This is a genomic window from Paracoccus sp. (in: a-proteobacteria) (genome assembly GCF_030538695.1).
Taxonomy (GTDB): domain Bacteria; phylum Pseudomonadota; class Alphaproteobacteria; order Rhodobacterales; family Rhodobacteraceae; genus Paracoccus.
Map to the genome: position 1 here is coordinate 18597 of NZ_JAUNTN010000008.1, position 20588 is coordinate 39184.

Genomic DNA, 20588 nt, shown 5'->3' on the forward strand with positions numbered 1-20588 from the left:
CGGAAAGGTCCGCGCCAAGAGGGAGGAAACATGCAGACTCAGCCGACCCAAGGGGCCGTGCTGCCGTCGATCCCCGCTGCGCTGGCGCGCAATGCGGATATTTACGGCAACCGTCCCGCCTATCGTGAGAAAGAGTTCGGAATCTGGCAAAGCTGGACCTGGGCGCAAGCGGCGCGGGAAACCCGTGACATTGCGCTGGGGCTGCTGGCTTTGGGCTTGCGTCCGGGCGACCATCTGGCGGTGATCGGGCGCAACCGCCCGGCACATTACATGACCATGGTGGCTGCGCAGATGTGTGGCGCGGTGCCGGTGCCGCTGTATCAGGACGCCGTGGCCGACGAGATGGCCTATGTGCTGGATCATTGCGGCGCGCGTTTCGTGCTGTGCGGCGATCAGGAACAGGTCGATAAGGTGCTGGAGGTGGGCGACCGCGCCCCCGCTATCGAGCAGATCCTGTATACCGACAAGCGCGGGATGCGGAAATACGACCACACCCGCATGAACGCTTTGGAACATATCGCCACCGAAGGCCGCGCGGCGGAGCAGCGTTTCGGCGCCGAGCTGGACGCCCGCACGGCGGCGCTTGGGCTGGATGACACCTGTGTGATGCTTTACACCAGCGGCACGACCGGCAAGCCCAAGGGCGTGGTGCTGTCGAACCGCAATATTCTGACGACCTCGGCTTCCTCCGTGGCGTTCGACAAGCTGAACCATAATGATGAGGTTCTGGCCTATCTGCCGATGGCATGGGTGGGGGATTTCATCTTTTCCATGGGGCAGGCGATGGTGGCGGGCTTTACCGTGAACTGCCCGGAAAGCCCCGACACGATGATGACCGACCTGCGCGAGATCGGGCCGACCTATTTCTTTGCCCCGCCGCGCGTGTTCGAAGGCCAGCTCACCAATGTGATGATCCGCATGGAAGACGCGGGCCGGATCAAGCGGTGGCTGTTCAAGCATTATATGTCGCTGGCCAAGCGTGTCGGCACCGCCATGCTGGACGGCCGCCCGGTCAGCGGGCTGGACAAGCTGCGCTATGGGCTGGGCCGGTTTCTGGTCTTTGGCCCGCTGAAAAACACGCTGGGTTATTCGCGCATCCGCGTAGGTTATACGGCGGGCGAGGCCATCGGGCCGGAGATTTTCGATTTCTACCGCAGCCTTGGCATCAACCTGAAGCAACTTTACGGCCAGACCGAGGCTTCGGTGTTCATTGCCCAACAGCCTGATGGGCAGGTGCGCTCGGATACGGTCGGGGTGCCTTCGCCCGGCGTGGAAATCCGCATCGCGGATAACGGAGAGCTGTTCTATCGCAGCCCCGGCAGCTTTGTCGAATATTACAACAACCCGGAATCGACGGCCTCGACCAAGGACGCCGAAGGCTGGGTGGCGACCGGCGATGCGGGGTTCTTTGAACCCGACACCGGGCATCTGCGGATCATCGACCGCGCCAAGGATGTGGGCAAAATGGCTGATGGCAGCCTGTTTGCGCCGAAATATGTCGAAAACAAGCTGAAGTTTTATCCCAACATCCTTGAGGCTGTGGTGTTCGGCAATGGTCGTGATTACTGCACGGCCTTTGTCAACATCGACCTGCAAGCGGTGGGCAACTGGGCAGAGCGCAACAATATCGCCTATGCCAGCTATCAGGAACTGGCCGGGCATCCGCAGGTCTATGAGACCATTCGTCAGCATGTCGAGGAGGTCAACGCCAGCGTGGCGCAGGACCCGATGCTGTCGGGCTGTCAGATCCACCGTTTCCTTGTGCTGCATAAGGAACTGGACGCCGACGATGGCGAAATGACCCGCACCCGCAAGGTGCGCCGCCCGGTGATTGCCGAGAAATTCGCGGATCTGATCGACGGTCTCTATAACGGCGCGCGCAGCGTCTATACCGAAACCGAAGTCACCTATGAGGACGGCCGCAAGGGCGCGATCAAGGCCGATGTCCGTATCGAGGACGCAAAGGTGTTCCCCTCGGCTCAGCAGAAGGTGGCAGCAGAATGACCTATGATCCCGCAGCAGAAGGCTATGTCACCGCAGACGGTCGCCAGATCGGCGGTGTGCTGATGGAGATGAAAAACATCACCCTGCGCTTTGGCGGTGTGGTGGCGATCAAGGACATCAGCTTTGACATCCGCGACGGCGAAATCCGCGCGATTATCGGGCCGAACGGTGCTGGCAAATCGTCCATGATGAACGTCATGTCGGGCTTTTACGTCCCGCAAGAGGGTGAAGTCTGGTTCAAAGGCTATCGCCGCGGCCCGATGAAGCCCTATCAGATCGCCCGTCTGGGCCTGGCCCGCACCTTTCAGAACATCGCGCTGTTCGACGGCATGTCGGTGCTGGACAACATTATGACCGGGCGGTTGACGATGATGCGCTCGGGCCTGCTGTCGCAGGCGATGTGGTGGGGCGCGGCCAGCCGTGAGGAGGACGAACACCGCGAAAAGGTCGAGAAAATCATCGACTTTCTGGAAATCCAGAACATCCGCAAGACGCCGGTGGGGCGGCTGCCCTATGGCCTGAAAAAGCGGGTCGAGCTGGCCCGCGCGCTGGCTGCCGAACCCAAGCTGCTGATGCTGGACGAACCCATGGCCGGCATGAATGTCGAGGAAAAAGAGGATATGTCCCGCTTTATCCTCGACGTGAACGACGAGTTCGGCACCACCATCGCCCTGATCGAACATGACATGGGCGTGGTCATGGACCTGTCCGACCGCGTGGTGGTGATGGATTACGGCAAGAAGATCGGTGACGGCACCCCGGACGAGGTGCGCAACAATCAGGACGTGATCGATGCCTATCTGGGGGTGGCCCATGACTAAGGCGAACATCCGGGGGGGCAAGTGATGGATCAGCTTATCTACGCATCCGAAGTCATGCTGAACGGCCTGATGGCCGGGGTCATGTATGCGCTGGTCGCGCTGGGCTTCGTGCTGATTTTCAAGGCGTCGGGCGTATTCAACTATGCGCAGGGCGTGCTGGCGCTGTTTGCCGCCATGACCTTGGTCGGCATCCAGAATGGGCAGGTGCCTTTCGCGCATCTGATTAACGCGGCCCTTGGCACCAACCTGCACCATTTCGGCTGGAATGTCCCGGCGCTGCTGGCCATTTTGCTGACGGCGCTGGTCATGGTCGGTCTGGCGGTGCTGATCGAAAAGCTGGTGCTGCAACATCTGGTCGGGCAGGAACCGATCATCCTGTTCATGGCGACCATCGGCCTTGCCTATTTCCTTGAGGGATTGGGCGATGTGATGTGGGGCGCCGACATCAAGACGCTGGACGTGGGCATCCCGCAGGGCGTGAATGACGCGATCGAGGGGCTGACCGACCGCTGGTTCGGCTATGGCTTCTTTGTCGATAATCTGGACATCTGGGCGGCGGTGATTGCGGCGGCGCTGGTGGCCTCGCTGGTGGCGTTCTCGCAATACACCAAACAGGGCCGGGCCATGCGCGCCGTGGCCGACGACCCGCAGGCGGCGCTGTCGGTGGGGATCAGCCTGCAATTCATCTGGATCATGGTCTGGTCGATCGCCGGTTTCGTGGCGCTGGTTGCCGGGATCATGTGGGGGACGAAATCCGGGGTCCAGTTCAGCCTGTCGCTGATCGCGCTGAAGGCGCTGCCGGTGCTGATGCTGGGCGGGTTCACCTCGATCCCCGGTGCCATCGTGGGCGGGCTGATTATCGGTATGGGTGAGAAACTGTTCGAGTTCTTCATCGGCCCGATGGTCGGCGGCGCGACTGAAAACTGGTTCGCCTATGTTCTGGCGCTGCTCTTCCTCGTGTTCCGTCCGCAAGGGCTGTTCGGCGAGAAGATCATCGAGCGGGTCTGAGGCTGGAAAGGGAGGAACACTGATGCTTTATCGTGAAGCGGGCGATTTCAAGACCACCTACCGCGAGGACGGGCAGACCTTCCCGATCCGACTGGACCGGATGGCCTATTATGTGACGATTTTTGCGGCCTTTTGTGTGGTGCCGTTCTTTATCGACAATTACTGGGCCAATGCGGTTCTGGTGCCGTTCCTGATCTATGCGATTGCCGCGCTGGGGCTGAACATTCTGACCGGATATGCCGGGCAGGTCAGCCTCGGCACGGGCGGGTTTATGGCGGTGGGGGCCTATGCGGTCTATAAGCTGATGACCGCTTTCCCGGATGTGAGTATCATCTTCCACATCCTGATCGCGGGCGGGATCACCTCGATCGTGGGGATGCTGTTCGGGCTGCCCTCGCTGCGGATCAAGGGGTTCTATCTGGCGGTAGCCACGCTGGCGGCACAGTTCTTTCTGGTCTGGCTGTTCAACAAGGTGCCGTGGTTCTACAACTATTCCGCATCGGGCCAGATCACCGCGCCGGAACGCAGCGTTCTGGGGCAGGTGGTGACGGGTCCGGCGACCTCGGCACCGGCGAAATACCTGATCTGTCTGGTCTTTGCCGTGGTGCTGGCATGGGTGGCGCGCAACCTGACGCGCGGCACCGTGGGGCGCAAATGGATGGCCATTCGTGACATGGACATCGCCGCCGAGATTATCGGGGTGAACCCGCTGACCGCGAAGCTGACGGCCTTTGGCGTGTCGTCGTTCTTTATCGGGGTGGCCGGGGCGCTGTTCTTTGCCGTCTATCTTGGCGCGGCCGAGGCCAGCGAGGCATTCGGTATCAACAAGTCGTTCCTGATCCTGTTCATGGTCATCATCGGCGGGCTGGGTTCGATCTTTGGCAGCTTTGCGGGCGCGGCTTTTCTGGTGCTGCTGCCGGTTCTGCTGAAAAACCTGCTGGTCGGCGGGATGGGCTGGCCGACCGACCTTGCGGCGCATATCGAGCTGATGATCGTCGGTGCGCTTATCATTGTTTTCCTGATCGTCGAGCCGCACGGGCTGGCACGCCTGTGGGCCTTGACCAAGGAAAAACTGCGTCTGTGGCCGTTCCCGCACTAAGCGGGGCCGCCATCCATCATTGCAACGTCTTGGGAGGAGACACGCATGAAAAAGACTTTCGTAACCCTGACCGTCGGCGCGATCATGGCCGCCGCGCCTGCTCTGGCCGATCTGGTGGTGCCGAACCTCAGCTATCGCACCGGGCCTTATGGCGCGAATGGCACGCAATATGCCGATGGTTTCAACGATTACTTCACCCTGCTGAACGAGCGTGACGGCGGCATCGGCGGCGAGCGTGTGCGGGTGCCGGAATGTGAAACCGCCTATAACACCGAAAAGGGTGTGGAATGTTACGAGGCGACCAAGGGGCAGGGCGCGCTGGTCTATAACCCGCTGTCCACCGGCATCACCTATCAGCTTATCCCGAAGGTCTCGGTCGATAAGATCCCGCTGTATACCCCCGGCTATGGCCGCACCTCGGCCAAGGATGGCACGGTGTTTGAATGGGTGTTCAACGCGCCTGCGAACTATTGGGATGGGGCCTCGATCATCGTCAAGCACCTGCTGGACCTGAACGGTGGCGATCTGTCGGGCAAGAAAATCGCCCTGCTGTATCACAACAGCGCCTATGGCAAGGAACCCATCCGCACGCTTGAAGAACTGTCGAAAAAGCATGGTTTCACGCTGTCGCTGATCCCTGTCGATGCGCCGGGGCAGGAACAAAAGTCGCAATGGCTGCAAATCCGCCGCGAAAAGCCCGATAACGTCATTCTTTATGGCTGGGGCGTGATGAACCAGGCCGCCATTCAGGAAGCTGCGAACACCCGCTTCCCGATGGAAAACCTGATCGGCATTTGGTGGTCGGGTTCCGAACTGGACGTGCGTCCGGTCGGCGCGGGGGCCAATGGCTATAAATCCACGACCTTCCACGGGGTCGGCACCGATTACCCGATGTATGACGACATGAAGCAATATGTTCTGGACACCGGCAAGGCGTCTCAGGGCGGGCAGCATGTCGGTTCGGTGCTGTATTCGCGCGGCATGTATGCGGCGCTGGTGATTTCCGAGGCGATCCGCAAGGCGCAGGAACTGGCCGGCACGTCGCAGGTGAACGCCGAACAGGTCCGTGCGGGCTTTGAGGCGCTGGACATCACGCCCGAACGTCTGGTCGAGCTGGGCCTGCCCGATTTCGGCCCGGAACTGGCGATCACCTGCGCCAACCACGGCGGCTCCGGCATGGCCCGGATGCAGCAATGGGACGCCGCGGCGGGCAAGTGGAACCTGATTACCGAGTTCACCGGCCCGGATGAGGAGGTTCTGGACCCGCTGATCAAACAAGACAGCGAGGCTTACGCCAAAGAAGCGGGTATCACCCCGCGCGATTGCTGACGATGATTGCCCCGGCGGGTTCACCTGCCGGGGACCAAGCCCACAGGGGAGCCGATCATGCTGGACACTCAGACGCCCGAAACCTTGCTTGAGGTCAACAATATCGAGGTGATCTATAACCACGTCATTCTGGTGCTGAAGGGCGTCAGCCTGTCGGTGCCAAAAGGCGGCATCACCGCGCTGCTTGGCGGCAATGGCGCGGGCAAGACCACCACGCTCAAGGCGATTTCCAACCTGCTGCAATCCGAACGCGGCGAGGTGACGAAAGGCGCGATCAGCTATCGCGGCCAGCCGGTGCAGGATATGGACCCGGCCAGCCTGGTGAAAAAGGGCGTCATTCAGGTGATGGAGGGCCGCCATTGTTTCGAGCACCTGACGGTCGAGGAAAACCTGATGACCGGTGCCTATACCCGCACGGATGGCGCGGCGGCGGTCAGGAACGACCTTGAGATGGTCTATAACTATTTCCCGCGCCTGAAAGAGCGCCGCCGGTCACAGGCGGGCTATACCTCGGGCGGGGAACAGCAGATGGTGGCCATGGGCCGCGCCCTGATGAGCCGCCCCGAGATGATCCTGCTGGATGAGCCTTCGATGGGCCTTGCCCCGCAGCTGGTCGAGCAGATCTTCGAGATCGTGAAGGCCGTGAACGAGGGCGAAGGCGTGACCTTCCTGCTGGCCGAGCAGAACACCAATGTCGCGCTGCGCTATGCGCATTACGGCTATATTCTGGAAAACGGTCGCGTCGTGATGGATGGCGAGGCACAGGCGCTGCGCGAAAACCCGGATGTGAAAGAGTTTTATCTGGGCATGTCTGACGAGGGCCGAAAGTCTTTCCGCGACGTGCGCAGCTATCGCCGCCGCAAGCGTTGGCTGGCGTGAGGCGGCGTAATGAGCACGCTTTACAGCTATTACGCCTATGCCGGCCCGACCCCGCCCGATGCGCCCGAGGTGATGGCGCGGGTCGAGGCGATCATGCGCGCGCAGGGGTTGATCGAGGGTGAGGCTGTCCCCTCCGCCAGTCCGGGCGAGCGTGACGGGCCGGCGTTTCGCCCCGGTCCGGGTGTTGATGCCTATTATCCCGACCGGCCTTCGATCCGGGGAAGCCTTCACTATCCCATGATCTTTCATGTCGGGCCGGTGCTGTCCATGGGCCAGCTTCATGATCCCGGCGACTGGCGCTGTCCGCATTGCGGCTGGCTTCCCTGCGATGATGCCGCGCGGGACCGGGACGAGGAACAGGCGGATGCGATGCACAGCCTGATCGGGAACGCCGCCTATCAGGCCAATTTCGCCCCCGATGCTACGGTTTGCCCGAACTGCGACCGGGCGGTTGCGGTGAATGACTGGTGCGCGCCTTACGGGCCGGATGGCGATCATGGCTTTCTTGTGGCCGGTTGCGGGATCGAGGCAGAGGGTTGGACCCGCTCGCCCGAGATGGTGGGCGCGATTGCCGGAATCCTGAAAGAGGCGGCGCCGGGGCGCCGGGTCGTCATTGACGCCTATCGGCTATAGGCGGCGAATGGAAAGGTTAAAGAAATGAGCGGATTTTACGACGAACTGGAAACCCGCAGCGCGGATGAGCGCGATGCCGCGCTGGCGCAGGCATTGCCTGCTGCGATCGGGCGGGCCAAGACGGCCCCGGCACTGGCCCGGCTGCTGCGCGATGTGGACCCGGCGCAGATCACCAGCCGCGCCACGCTGGCCAGCCTGCCGGTGATCCGCAAGGCCGAGCTGTCCGAGGCGCAAAAAAAAGCCCCGCCCTTTGGCGGTTTTGCCACCCGTCAGGCAGCGGGGTTCGATCATATCTTTCAATCGCCCGGCCCGATCTATGAACCGGGGCGGGTCAGCGGCGACTGGTGGCGGCTGGGCCGGTTTCTGCACGCGGCGGGTGTGGGGCAGGGGGATATTGTCCAGAACTGCTTCGGCTATCACCTGACACCAGCCGGGATGATGTTTGAATCCGGTGCGCGTGCGGTGGATGCCGCCGTGCTGCCTGCCGGGACTGGCCAGACCGAATTGCAGGTCCGCGCCGCCGTGGACATCGGCACCACCGTTTATGCCGGAACGCCGGATTATCTGAAGATCATTCTGGATAAGGCCGATCAGATGGGTGAGGCGCTGGCGATCACCCGTGCCACGGTCTCGGGCGGGGCGCTGTTCCCGTCGCTGCGGGCCGCTTATGCCGAACGCGGTATTGCCACGCTGCAATGCTATGCCACCGCTGATCTTGGCCTGTTGGCTTATGAATCCGAGGCGATGGACGGCATGATCGTCGATGAAGGCGTGATCGTGGAAATCGTCCGCCCCGGCACCGGCGATCCGGTTGCGGATGGCGAGGTGGGCGAGGTCGTTGTTACCACGCTGAACCCCGATTACCCGTTGGTCCGCTTTGCCACCGGCGATCTGTCTGCGGTTCTGCCGGGGATCAGCCCTTGCGGGCGCACCAATATGCGCATCAAGGGCTGGATGGGTCGCGCCGATCAGACCGCCAAAATCAAGGGCATGTTCGTGCGTCCTGAACAGGTGGCGGCGCTGGTTGCGCGCCACCCCGAAATCACCCGCGCCCGTGTCATTGCCGACCGTCAGGGCGAGATGGACGTGATGACCGTCCAGATCGAGACCGACGCGGCGGATGCGGCGGGCTATGACGCCTCGGTTCTGGATGTGCTGAAGCTGCGCGGCAAGGTCGAGCTGGTGGCCAAGGGCAGTCTGCCCAACGACGGCAAGGTGATCGAGGATCGTCGCAGCTACGACTGACGGGCGATTCGCAAACTGTCACAATGGGCGTCCCTTTGGGGCGCCCTTTCGCATTTCAGGCGATGTTTTCCTCTGCTCTGAGCCGTGATTCCAAGGGAATCCGGGGGATAATCAGCCAAGACAGCCATTGTCACAAAACCGTCACGGAATATTCGCATAAGCGACACGTTGCCACCTTAGGGAACGGCAAGGCCATCCCGGCCCCGTAATTATTCATGATTCAGGAGTTGCTCCCATGAAATCCGTCAAGCTCACCGTTTCGGCTCTGGCCGTTATCGCCGTTTCGGCTGGTGCCGCCGCTGCCCGTGACCAGATTCAGGTTGCCGGTTCGTCCACCGTGCTGCCGTTCTCGAACATCGTCGCCAGCGCCTTCGGTGAAAACACCGACTTCCCGGCCCCGGTCGTTGAATCGGGTGGTTCGGGCGCCGGCATCAAGCAGTTCTGCTCGGGCGTGGGGACCGGCACCATCGACATCGCCAATGCCAGCCGTCCGATCCGCGAAAGCGAAGTCGCCGATTGCGCTGCCAATGGCGTCACCGAAATCATGGAAGTGCGCATCGGCTATGACGGGATCGTCTTTGCCAGCGACATCAATGGCCCGGATTTCGTGTTCACCCCGGTTGAGTGGTTCAACGCCATGGCTGCCAAAGTGCTCAAGGACGGCGAAATCATCGACAACCCGAACAAGGTCTGGAGCGATGTAAACCCTGATCTGCCGAACCAGCCGATCCTGGCCTTCATCCCCGGCACCAAGCACGGCACCCGTGAAGTGTTCGAGGAAAACGTCCTGATCGACGGCTGCAAAGAAGCTGGCGCACTGGACGCCTTCACCGCTGCCGAAGGCGATGACAAGAAAAAAGGCGAAGCCCTGTGCAAGCAGGTCCGCACCGATGGCGTGGCCGTTGACATCGACGGCGACTATACCGAGACGCTGGCCCGTCTGGACAGCTCCAAGCAAGCGATCGGCGTGTTCGGCCTGTCCTTCTATGAGGACAATACCGACAAGCTGAAAGTGGCCTCGATGTCGGGCGTTGTGCCTTCGGTCGAAACCATCGCTGACGGTTCCTACCCTGTGTCGCGCCCGCTGTTCTTCTATGTCAAGAAGCAGCACATCGGCCAGATTCCGGGCCTGCTGGAGTTCGCAGAGTTCTTCGTCAGCGATGCCATGGCCGGTGCCGGTGGCGAGCTGTCGCGTCAGGGTCTGGTTGCCGATCCGAAGCTGGCCGACACCCAAAAGGCTGTCGCGGATCAGGTCACGCTGAGCAACTGATCTTGCCTTACGGGGCGCGGGTCAGCCTGCGCCCCTAGCGGCATCCGGTGCGCGGGTGCCGCAATTTTCGCCCGAGAGAATCCGAGTTCGCAGATGAGCCTGACCTCTATCGCCCTCATCGCCTATATCGCCATTGGTGTGATTGGCTATTATCTGGGCCGCCAGCGTGCGGTTGCATCGGTGCAAGGGGATACCCGTGTGCTTCATTCGGTTCCGGCCTTTCATGGCTGGAACGTCGTGCTTTGGGCGCTTCAGCCTGCGTTCCTGTTGCTGTTGGTCTGGTTCATCCTGAAACCTGCGCTGGTCCAGTTGCTGCCTGCGGGCGCGTCAGAATGGGTCGCGGACAGCGCCGGTCCGATTGTGACGGTTTTCGCGCTGCTGATGGCACTGGCCGGGGCGGTCTTTGGTTTGTCGCGCATCGCGCCGCAATACCGCGCTCGCAACGTGGTCGAGCAGATGATCCGTGTGCTGCTGGTCCTGTGCGCCGTGGTCGCCATTGCGACGACCGCCGGGATCGTGCTGTCGCTGCTGTTTGAAAGCGCTCGTTTTGCCAGCATGTATCCGCTGGGTGATTTCCTGTTCGGCAAGACCTGGGCGCCGCAGGCCGGTGGCGGGGACTTCTCGCGCATGGGTATCCTGCCGCTCTTGTGGGGGACGATCTATATTTCGCTGATCGCGCTGATCGTGTCGGTGCCGATCGGGCTGTTTGCGGCGGTCTATATGTCGGAATATGCCGGTCCCCGTGTGCGTGGCTTTGCCAAGCCGCTGATCGAGGTTCTGGCCGGTATCCCGACCATCGTTTACGGTCTTTTCGCGCTGGCCACCATCGGGCCGATGCTGCGCGATGCGATTGCCAGCCCGCTGGGCCTGTCGAACTCGGGTTCCTCGGTGATGACCGCCGGGCTGGTGATGGGTTTCATGCTGATCCCCTTTGTCAGCTCGCTGTCGGACGACATTATCAACGCGGTGCCGCAATCGCTGCGTGATGGCAGCCTTGGGCTGGGGTCCACCCATTCGGAAACCGTGACCAAGGTGGTTCTGCCCGCCGCCCTGCCAGGGATCGTGGGTGCGATCCTGCTGGCGGCCTCGCGCGCCATTGGGGAAACTATGATCGTGGTGCTGGGGGCCGGTGTGGCCGCGCAGATCAGCATGAACCCGTTTGAATCCATGACCACCATCACCAGCCGCATCGTGTCGCAGTTGACCGGGGATGGCAGCTTCGATTCGCCCGAAACGCTGGTCGCCTTTGCGCTGGCCCTGACACTGTTTATTATGACGCTCGCCCTGAACGTCTTCGCGCTCTACATCGTGCGCAAATATCGGGAGCAATACGAATGACCGAGGTTTCGCAAGCAATGCCCGGCGGTGCGCCGCGCAAGTCGCTGCTGGTCAAGGATGCCCGCACCAAAAAGCGCAATGCTGCCGAGGCCCGCTTCCGGGGTTATGGTATTGCCGCCATTGGTGCCGCGCTGCTGGTGCTGGTGTTCCTGATCGGAACCATCATCGTGCGCGGGCTGCCCGCCTTTACCCAAAGCTATCTGACCGTTCCGGTCACGGTCGAGGCATCCGTCGCGGACCCGCAGGGCAACCGTAACCCGGATGATCTGCGCAAGGTCTATACCATGGCCTATGCGCCGATGCTGACCACCGCGCTGGAACAATATCTGCAACGGGAAAACATCCAGATCGAGGGCCTGACCGAGCGGGACATCGCGGATTTCTATGGCCGTCAGGCGCGTTCGATCCTGCGGAACCACGTTTTGTCCAATCCCGAGGAGATCGGCTCGACCATCGAGGTTCCGATGCTGGTCAACAGCCGCATTGACGGGATGCTGAAAGGCCGCATCGACCGCGACACCGCCGCGCGCGATGCCAAGACTTCGGTGGCGCAATATGATCTTGCCATGGCCCTGAAAGATCATGGTGTGTTGGGAAAAAAGTTCAACTGGAACTTCCTGACCGGGCCGGATGCGGATGACAGTCAGGCGGAATCTGCCGGGCTTGGTATCGCGCTGATCGGGTCGGCCTATATGATGTTGATTGTGCTGGTGCTGTCGCTGCCGGTCGGTGTCGCTGCCAGTATCTACCTTGAGGAGTTCGCGCCTAAGAACAAATGGACCGACGCAATCGAGGTGAATATTTCTAACCTCGCTGCGGTGCCGTCCATCGTGTTCGGTATCCTTGGCCTTGCCGCTTTCATCAACTTTTTCGGTATGCCGCGTTCGACCCCGCTGGTGGGTGGTCTGGTGCTGGCACTGATGACGCTGCCGACCATCATCATCTCGACCCGTGCGGCGCTGAAGGCGGTGCCGCCCTCGATCCGGGATGCGGCGCTGGGGATCGGGGCCAGCCGGATGCAGACCGTGTTCCATCACGTTCTGCCGCTGGCCATGCCCGGCATCCTGACCGGCACCATCATCGGTCTGGCGCAGGCGCTTGGTGAAACCGCGCCCTTGCTGCTGATCGGCATGGTGGCATTTGTCGTGAACTATCCCGGCCCGCCGCCGGGCGGGATTACCGATGCTGCCCCCGCGCTGCCGGTTCAGGTCTATAACTGGATCCAGCGTTCGGATGCGGCTTTCCGCGATGAAAAGGCATGGGGCGCGATCATCGTGCTGCTGGTCTTTATGCTGAGCATGAACGTGCTGGCCATCATCTTGCGCCGCCGGTTCGAGCGTCGCTGGTAATACCCCGCCGCTGGAGGCATCCTATGAATGACATGAGTATTGTGGAGAGAACCGTGGCTCAGGACCAGATCAAGATCACGGCCGAAAAGGTGCAGGTCTTTTACGGCGACAAGCACGCGATCAAGGATGTGGATGTGAACATCCTCGATAAAGCCGTGACGGCCTTTATCGGCCCGTCGGGCTGCGGGAAATCGACCTTCCTGCGCTGCCTGAACCGGATGAACGACACCATCGACGTGTGCCGGGTCGAAGGTAAGATCAAACTGGACGGCGAGGATATTTACGACCGCCGCGTTGACCCGGTGCAGCTTCGCGCCCGCGTCGGCATGGTGTTCCAAAAGCCGAACCCGTTTCCAAAGTCGATCTATGACAATGTGGCTTACGGCCCGCGTATTCACGGTCTGGTCCGCAACAAGGCGGAAACCGATGAGATCGTGGAGCGCGCTCTGCGGGGTGCTGCGCTGTGGAACGAGGTCAAGGACCGGCTGGGCGAAAGTGGCACCGGCCTGTCTGGCGGTCAGCAGCAGCGTTTGTGCATCGCCCGCGCCGTGGCGACCCAGCCCGAAGTTCTGCTGATGGACGAACCCTGTTCGGCACTGGACCCCATCGCCACCAGCCAGGTCGAGGAGCTGATCGACCAGTTGCGTGAGACCTTCAGCGTGGTGATCGTGACCCACTCGATGCAGCAGGCGGCGCGGGTCAGCCAGAAAACCGCCTTTTTCCACTTGGGCAACCTTGTGGAATATGGCGACACCGACCAGATCTTTACCAATCCGCAAGATCCGCGGACGGAAAGCTACATCAGCGGCCGTATCGGCTAAGGGAGGATGACCATGAACCGAGACCGGCATATCGCCTCGGCCTTTGATCGTGACCTTGAGGGCGTTCAGGCTCTGGTCGTCAAGATGGGTGGCATGGTGGAGGGCGCGATCATTGATGCCGCGACCGCACTGGACACCCGCGACGAGGATCTGGCCGAGGATGTCCGCCGCCGTGACAAGGCGGTGGATAATCTGGAAATGCAGATCAACGAAGAGGCCGCGCGGCTGATCGCGCTGCGCTCGCCCACTGCGACCGACCTGCGGTTGGTGCTGTCGGTGATGAAAATTGCCGCCAGCCTTGAACGGGTCGGGGATTACGCAAAGAACATCGCCAAGCGCAGCCATGTGCTTGCGCATCTGCCGAACATCAACGGTTCGGGCATGGCGCTGAAGCGGATGGCAACGGCGGTCGAAGCACTGCTGAAAGATGCGCTGGACAGCTATATCCAACGCGATGTGGACCTTGCCGAAGATGTCCGTCAGCGCGATCTGGAAGTGGACCAGATGTATAACGCGCTGTTCCGCGAGTTCCTGACCTATATGATGGAAGACCCGCGCAACATCACCGCCTGTATGCACCTGCATTTCATTGCCAAGAATATCGAGCGCATGGGCGACCATGCCACTGGTATCGCGGAACAGGTGATTTACCTTGTCACGGGTGAAATGCCCGATGAGGCCCGGCCCAAAACCGACAGCGTGCCGCCGGTTGCTGATGGTGATATAAAATGATCGGGTCGCAGCAGCCTCTTGTCCTGGTTGTCGAGGATGAAGGCGTGCAGCGCGAGGTTCTGAAATACAACCTCGAAGCCGAGGGTTTCGGGGTTGTGATGGCCGAGAACGGCGACGAAGCCCTGCTGCTGGTGCGCGAGGAAATCCCCGATCTGATCGTGCTGGACTGGATGCTGCCCAATGTCAGCGGCATCGAGATTTGCCGCCGCCTGAAAGCCGACCCCGACACCCGCCACATTCCGATTATCATGCTGTCGGCCCGTGGCGATGAGGGCGACCGGGTGCGGGGGCTGGAAACCGGGGCCGATGATTACGTCGTGAAGCCCTATTCTGTGGTCGAGCTGATGGCCCGCCTGCGCACGCAATTGCGCCGCACCCGTCCGGCGACCATGGGCGAGCGGTTGTCCTTTGATGACATTATCCTTGACGCCAGCGAACATCGGGTATTCCGCGGCGGTCAGGTGTTGCATCTTGGCCCGACGGAGTTCCGCCTGCTGTCCACGCTGATGGAAAAGCCGGGCCGGGTCTGGACGCGCGAACAGCTTCTGGATCGGGTCTGGGGGCGCGACATCTATGTGGATACCCGCACCATCGACGTGCATGTTGGACGCTTGCGCAAGGCGTTGATGGTCAATGGCGGTGACAACCCGGTGCGCACCGTGCGCGGCACCGGCTATGCTTTGGGGTAACGGCAGGCTGCCGTTCGGGCCGTTAGAAATCAGGTCGCCCGGCGGTTGTCAGCAATGCTGATCGTCAAGCCCGGCTGTTTGCTGACCCGCCGCGCCGCCTGCGGGTTGCCATGCAGGATCAGGTTCGACCCCGAACCGAGCAGAGAACAGGCGGTCGCGCGGCTTACGATCTGCACCAGCGACGGGGCAGGGTGGCGCTGGCATTGGTAAACTGCGGCAGCAGTGCCAGAAGCAACAGCAACGCCTTTTGGGATTGATGCCGATAATGACAAAGCTACGCGGAATCCAGCTTTGTCTGTTGCTGCCTATATCCGCTTGCGGCTTGGGCGGGGTGCGCAGAGCCGGAAAGCGGGCAATCGCGGTTCCGGCTCTGCCTGCGAGCACCGGCGCATTTATCAGATGGCCGGCAATATCCGCTGAGCGGTAGGCGGAATCGGAACGGGGCGCAAACTGGCGCATCCGATCAAGGTCCGGCGCTATCACCAGCCCAAAGGACAGACCGCAAGACAGGCAACACGTCCTTGCCCAGTGTCCTTTCTGTCTGATTGTAGTGATGCGATATGATCCCTTGCGCCGGGGTCTTTTCGTTCAGGGCTGCCCGCTTTGCCTGCCCCTGTCCGGGCGGGAGGATTGGGATTGCCGGCAATCGTTTCGTGATGATGGTCGGGACGATCAGGGTCCGCATGGCCCGGTTCGAGGTCGGGCTGTTCCATCCCGATGCGGAGCTACCTGATTATATCATAACGACGGCCCCGTGATCCCGCGGCATTTCAGAGGCCGGATGATGAACACCTGTCGGGGCTGCCGGGGGCTGCGGTGCGGTTCAAACCTTGTGAAAATGTGCCGACGGGCCGGCGCCCTTGCCGTCGTGATGGTGCATAGAAAAACGCCCCGCCGGGTTGGGCGGGGCGTTTCGGGTTCGTGTTACCGGATCACTTGTCTTCCGGGTGTTTGACTTTCCACCAGATCCGCTTGTTGGTCAGATACAGCAGCGCGGTCAGCAGGACGAGGAACAGGACAGAGATCAGCCCGACCTGTTTGCGGTCCATCAGCTTGGGTTCCGCCGTCCACATCAGGAAGGCCGACACATCGCGGGCCATCTGGTCCATCGTGGCCGGGGTGCCGTCTTCATACGTCACCTGATCGTCCATCAGCGGCTGAACCATCTGAATCCAACCACCCGAGAAGGCGTGGTTTTCATAGAAGGTCGAACCGGCCTCATCCTTGGTCTCGCCCGAATATTCGGTCAGGATCGCGTGGATGTATTCCGGGCCACCGATGCCACGGAAGAACTGGTTGATCCCGGTGCCATAAGGCCCGTGGAAGCCAGCGCGTGCCTTGGCCATCAGCGACAGGTCCGGTCCCATCCCTTCGCCCGAAACGGTGGGGAAGTGGTCCGTCGGGACGCGCGGGCGGTCCTCGTCCAGCTCGGGGTCAAAGATCGACAGCTCGGCGGCATAGGCGCGAACCTGATCTTCCGGCAGGCCGGGGCCGTTCGGGTCGGACAGTGTGCGCAGCGGCACCTGTTTCAGACCGTGGCAGGCCGAGCAGACCTCGGTAAAGACCTGCAACCCGCGCTGAAGCTGGTGCTGGTCATATTTGCCGAACGGACCCTCAAAGCTGAAGGAAATGTCGTTGATATGCGGAGCATCATGCGACGCAGCAGCGGCAGGTTCTTCGGTGGTATGTTCTTCCGCAGCCGCAGGTTCGTCATTCTCGGCCGCGACAACATCCGCATCAGCCGCAGCGGCGTCGGAAACCGGGGTTTCCTCGACCGTCGGTTCCGCGGCATCGACCATTTCCTCGGCGGTTTCGGCCTCGGTCCCGGCGGGGGCGTTATCCTCGGCGGGTGTGACCTCAACAGCGGTGACATCCGGTTCGGGTTCCGGCTGGCCGCTGATTTCGGCCTGGGTCTCGGAAACCGAATCGGATGCGCCGGTCTCGGGCAGGGCCGGTTCCGCCGCAGGCGCGGCTTCCTCGACCGGGGCCGTGACCGCAGGCGTTTCAGCCGGGGCCACCGTCACCGTGGGTTCCACGGTAACAGCCGGGGTTTCCACCACCGGGGCCGTCGTGGTCTGCGTGTCTTGTGCCCATGCCCCACCGGCAGCCAGCGTCAGCGCGGCTACGGCCGTGAGCGTTTTCGTTCTCAGGGTCATCGAAGCCTCTCCTTATTCGGCCGGATGGGCGTTGGGGCCGTAATGGGCGTTAAAGTCTTCCTCGATCGTCGCGGGCATGGGCGAGGGCTTCTCGACCAGACCAAGCAGCGGCAGGATCACAAGGAAATAGGCGAACCAATAGGCCGCACCGACCAGCGCGATATAGGGATAGATCCCCTCGGCCGGCATGGCACCTGCCCACATCAGCACGACGAAATCGACGCAGAGCAGCCAGAACCACCATTTGAATTGCGGACGATACTGGCCCGAACGGACGCGCGAGGTGTCCAGCCACGGCACCAGCGCCATGACGATGATCGCCGCGAACATCGCAATCACGCCAAAGAACTTGGCGTCCACGATGCCGAAGGTCACGAACTGGACCAGTTGCACCAGCCACACATCGCCGTCAAAGGCGCGCAGGATCGCGTAGAACGGCAGGAAATACCATTCCGGCACGATATGCGCAGGCGTCACCAGCGGGTTGGCCTCGACATAGTTGTCCGGGTGGCCAAGGAAGTTCGGCATAAAGCCGACAACCGCAAAGAAAAACACCAGAATCAGCGACAGCGCGAACAGGTCTTTCATCACGAAATAGGGCCAGAACGGCAGGGTGTCTTTCTCGGCCTCTTCTTTCGAGGTGCGGCGCACTTCGATACCCGTCGGGTTGTTGTTGCCAGTGTGGTGGAAGGCCCAGATATGGACCACGACCAGCGCGGCAATCACGAAGGGCAGCAGATAGTGCAGCGAGAAGAAGCGGTTCAGCGTGGCGTTATCCACGGCAGGCCCGCCAAGCAACCAGGTCTGGATCGATTCACCGACGAACGGGATGGCACCGAACAGGCCGGTAATCACGGTCGCACCCCAGAAGGACATCTGGCCCCAGGGCAGCACATAGCCCATGAAAGCGGTCCCCATCATGCACAGGAAAATGACGATCCCGATGATCCAGGTCACTTCGCGCGGGGCTTTATAGCTGCCGTAATACAGGCCGCGGAACATATGGATGTAAACCGCAAGGAAGAACAGCGACGCGCCATTGGCGTGGATGTAACGCAGCATATAGCCGCCGTTCACGTTGCGCATGATATGTTCGACGCTGGCAAAGGCCAGATCGACATGCGGGGTATAGTGCATAGCCAGCACAATGCCGGTGGCGATTTGCAGCACAAGGCAGAAGGCCAGCACAATGCCCCAGATCCACCACCAGTTCAGGTTCTTCGGGGTGGGAATCATCAGCGTGTCATAGACGAGGCCGACGATCGGCAGGCGGCGGTGCAGCCAGCGTTCAAAGCCGGTTTGCGGCTCATAATGGTCGTGTGGGATACCGGACATCTGGCGCTCCTTAACCAAGCTGGATGGTGGTGTCGTCGATAAACGCGGCGACAGGGACAGGCAGGTTGGTCGGCGCAGGGCCACGACGGATCCGGCCCGCGGTGTCATAGTGGCTGCCGTGGCAGGGGCAGAACCAGCCGCCGAAATCACCGGCACCATTGCCCAGCGGCACACAGCCGAGGTGGGTGCAGACGCCCATCATCACCAGCCATTCGCCCGCTTCGTCCAGCGTACGGTTTTCATCCAGCGCATCGGCGTCGGGCTTGTTGGCGTTTTCGGCACCTTTATCGACCAGCTGATCCAGTGGGACGGCGCGGCCTTCCTCGATCTCGGCTTCGGTCCGGCGGCGGATAAACACGGGCTTGCCGAGCCATTTTACGGTGATCTGAGTGCCAGGCTCAACGGCGCTGACATCGACCTGAATCGAGGCCAAAGCCTGCACATCGGCCGAGGGGTTCATCTGGTTGACAAGGGTCCAGCCGGCGGCGCCAGCGGCCACCGCACCAGCCCCCGCCGTGGCATAATAGAGGAAGTCCCTCCGGGTGCCTGCGTGTTCTTCTGCGTGGGACACGGGTTATACTCCAATTCGGGCCTTGGCAGGCCATTACGGCAGATCAGACCGCAAAAATGCAGCCCTTCGCATCTGCGCTTCTACCGATCAAAATCCCGTCAGTCCAGCGGCCAAGCGCATCAGCAACAGGGGCAATAAGCCGCAGCGTGGCATTCTGGTCGCGGTTTGCGCTGACATCGGGCTTTGCTGGTCAGCCGGGGCTTGATTCTGGTTTCCCCTGCGGTTGGGCCGCCTGTCACAAGCTGGATATTGCGGCCGTTGCTGAACGCTTGATTTCGCAGCAACACCCGCCGCACATCCGGGCAGCGTGGATTTTTCTGGTGGAGCAGCATGATTTGGACAAGATCAGCGACAGTTTCCCCTTGGCCGCACTCGGTCGCAAGGGCGGTATTGGGAAGTGACCGGCGCCCTGCTGTGCCATCACGACGCCTTGCTTGCCCCGGCGCTGTTTTGAGGTCGTGCAAGGGTGCCGGGCGGGCCGGTATCCACGGTGTTGCTGCGGCGCTATGCGCCATATGCCGCGACGGGGGCGGCATTGGGCGGTATCCGCGCCGGGCCAGCGGCAACCGCAGTTTTGGTGGTTCTGATCCGCGGCTTTATGGTGCTTTGGCCTGAGGCAATTCTGGTGAGGTTGGATAAAAGCGCGGTGCAGGTGCCGCAATGATGGCCGTTGGGCTTTGTCGCGGCGGCGGGTCGGGTCGAACCTCGCGGTGGCGGGCGAAGGCCGGGGCTGTCCCGTGCGCTGCCGACTGTTACGGCGGTGGATGCGATGTTTGCCCGCGTTCACCGGATGGCTCACCAGATATTCGAGGCTCCGCCCAGCCTGACCCTGATGCATGGCCGGGCGGAGCTGTCGGGCGAACATCGCGTCGAGAGCTGCCAACATACCTCCGGCCGATAAGCCGGTCTGCGCCGAATGGCCGCGGCTGGCGCAGGGGCAGCCTGCCAGTGGGTGGTGGCAATGCGGTTGATGGTGCGATTGCTCCTGTCGAGGCCTTCGTACCGTGGGGGTCGATGCTGATCTGTTACATGTCCGCTTCATGCTGGCGGCCTGCCTGCGGGCAGGATGCTTCTGGTGACCCAGATGATACTGATAGCCAACCCGGCTGTTCCCGCCCCCGCAGGGATAAGCTGCCGTCGAAGGAGTTGGGGATACTACGGATAACGTGACCCCATATCCGCTAAAGTTCTCGTGGGGTATTGACGGCCACTCGTATCGGCGAAAAGCATCGTTGGGAGGCTGACGGGTCGGGTTGTTGACGGTTAAGTATATTCATGCTGTGAATACCTTAAATCCCTATATTCCATT

At 61.6% G+C, this 20588-nt stretch carries 18 protein-coding genes and 1 pseudogene; 16 read left to right on the forward strand and 3 right to left on the reverse strand.

Translation table 11 applies throughout. The annotated features are described in order from the left end of the window. Positions 1-30: 30 nt before the first annotated feature. From Q4G24_RS05620 to phoB, 14 genes are all read left to right on the forward strand, one after another. On the forward strand, positions 31-2004 hold the full coding sequence (locus Q4G24_RS05620; protein ID WP_303365529.1) for an AMP-binding protein: 1974 nt from the start codon (positions 31-33) through the stop codon (positions 2002-2004). Beyond that, the gene (locus tag Q4G24_RS05625; RefSeq protein ID WP_303365530.1) at positions 2001-2825 is read left to right on the forward strand and encodes an ABC transporter ATP-binding protein; all 825 of its coding nucleotides are present in this window, start codon (positions 2001-2003) and stop codon (positions 2823-2825) included. The genes Q4G24_RS05620 and Q4G24_RS05625 overlap by 4 nt, the downstream gene beginning before the upstream one ends. Positions 2826-2846: 21 nt before the next feature. After that, positions 2847-3833, forward strand: a complete 987-nt coding sequence (locus tag Q4G24_RS05630) for a branched-chain amino acid ABC transporter permease (protein ID WP_303365531.1) — start codon at positions 2847-2849, stop codon at positions 3831-3833. A gap of 22 nt (positions 3834-3855) precedes the next feature. Further along, positions 3856-4932: a branched-chain amino acid ABC transporter permease gene (locus Q4G24_RS05635; RefSeq protein ID WP_303365532.1), complete on the forward strand. Its 1077-nt coding sequence runs from the start codon at positions 3856-3858 to the stop codon at positions 4930-4932. A gap of 45 nt (positions 4933-4977) precedes the next feature. Beyond that, complete coding sequence (locus tag Q4G24_RS05640) at positions 4978-6261, forward strand: ABC transporter substrate-binding protein (RefSeq protein WP_303365533.1); 1284 nt, start codon at positions 4978-4980, stop codon at positions 6259-6261. Between the two features lie 57 nt (positions 6262-6318). Beyond that, the gene (locus Q4G24_RS05645) at positions 6319-7140 is read left to right on the forward strand and encodes an ABC transporter ATP-binding protein (RefSeq protein WP_303365534.1); all 822 of its coding nucleotides are present in this window, start codon (positions 6319-6321) and stop codon (positions 7138-7140) included. A gap of 9 nt (positions 7141-7149) precedes the next feature. Further along, a complete protein-coding gene (locus Q4G24_RS05650; protein WP_303365535.1) occupies positions 7150-7773 on the forward strand; it encodes a hypothetical protein in 624 nt (207 codons plus the stop codon). Between the two features lie 24 nt (positions 7774-7797). Next, the gene (locus tag Q4G24_RS05655) at positions 7798-9018 is read left to right on the forward strand and encodes a phenylacetate--CoA ligase family protein (protein ID WP_303365536.1); all 1221 of its coding nucleotides are present in this window, start codon (positions 7798-7800) and stop codon (positions 9016-9018) included. Positions 9019-9253: 235 nt separating this feature from the next. After that, positions 9254-10288 (forward strand): substrate-binding domain-containing protein, encoded by a 1035-nt coding sequence (locus Q4G24_RS05660; protein WP_303365537.1) that lies wholly within the window; start codon positions 9254-9256, stop codon positions 10286-10288. 93 nt (positions 10289-10381) lie between these two features. Next, complete coding sequence (gene pstC / locus Q4G24_RS05665; protein ID WP_303365538.1) at positions 10382-11626, forward strand: phosphate ABC transporter permease subunit PstC; 1245 nt, start codon at positions 10382-10384, stop codon at positions 11624-11626. Next, the gene (pstA, locus tag Q4G24_RS05670; protein WP_303365539.1) at positions 11623-12975 is read left to right on the forward strand and encodes a phosphate ABC transporter permease PstA; all 1353 of its coding nucleotides are present in this window, start codon (positions 11623-11625) and stop codon (positions 12973-12975) included. The genes pstC and pstA overlap by 4 nt, the downstream gene beginning before the upstream one ends. Positions 12976-12998: 23 nt before the next feature. Next, complete coding sequence (gene pstB / locus Q4G24_RS05675; RefSeq protein ID WP_303365540.1) at positions 12999-13796, forward strand: phosphate ABC transporter ATP-binding protein PstB; 798 nt, start codon at positions 12999-13001, stop codon at positions 13794-13796. 12 nt (positions 13797-13808) lie between these two features. Beyond that, entirely contained in the window at positions 13809-14528 is a 720-nt protein-coding gene (gene phoU / locus Q4G24_RS05680; protein ID WP_303365541.1) for a phosphate signaling complex protein PhoU, read from the forward strand. Then, positions 14528-15217 (forward strand): phosphate regulon transcriptional regulator PhoB, encoded by a 690-nt coding sequence (gene phoB / locus Q4G24_RS05685; RefSeq protein WP_303365626.1) that lies wholly within the window; start codon positions 14528-14530, stop codon positions 15215-15217. Before phoU ends, phoB begins: the two co-directional genes overlap by 1 nt. A gap of 932 nt (positions 15218-16149) precedes the next feature. Here phoB and Q4G24_RS05690 read toward each other — a convergent pair. The 3 genes and pseudogenes from Q4G24_RS05690 to petA form a co-directional block, all read right to left on the reverse strand. Beyond that, a pseudogene (locus Q4G24_RS05690) lies at positions 16150-16860 on the reverse strand (cytochrome c1); the annotation flags it as partial. A gap of 525 nt (positions 16861-17385) precedes the next feature. Then, positions 17386-18708: a cytochrome b gene (gene petB, locus Q4G24_RS05695; RefSeq protein ID WP_303365542.1), complete on the reverse strand. Its 1323-nt coding sequence runs from the start codon at positions 18706-18708 to the stop codon at positions 17386-17388. A 10-nt stretch (positions 18709-18718) separates the two neighbouring features. Continuing rightward, positions 18719-19279 carry a ubiquinol-cytochrome c reductase iron-sulfur subunit gene (gene petA, locus Q4G24_RS05700; RefSeq protein ID WP_303365543.1) on the reverse strand — a complete coding sequence of 187 codons (561 nt, stop codon included), beginning with the start codon at positions 19277-19279 and terminating at the stop codon, positions 18719-18721. 56 nt (positions 19280-19335) lie between these two features. Here petA and Q4G24_RS05705 point away from each other — a divergent pair, with 56 nt between their 5' ends. Further along, on the forward strand, positions 19336-19680 hold the full coding sequence (locus Q4G24_RS05705; protein WP_303365544.1) for a hypothetical protein: 345 nt from the start codon (positions 19336-19338) through the stop codon (positions 19678-19680). A gap of 65 nt (positions 19681-19745) precedes the next feature. Continuing rightward, positions 19746-19943 carry a hypothetical protein gene (locus tag Q4G24_RS05710; RefSeq protein WP_303365545.1) on the forward strand — a complete coding sequence of 66 codons (198 nt, stop codon included), beginning with the start codon at positions 19746-19748 and terminating at the stop codon, positions 19941-19943. The last annotated feature ends 645 nt before the right edge of the window (positions 19944-20588 follow it).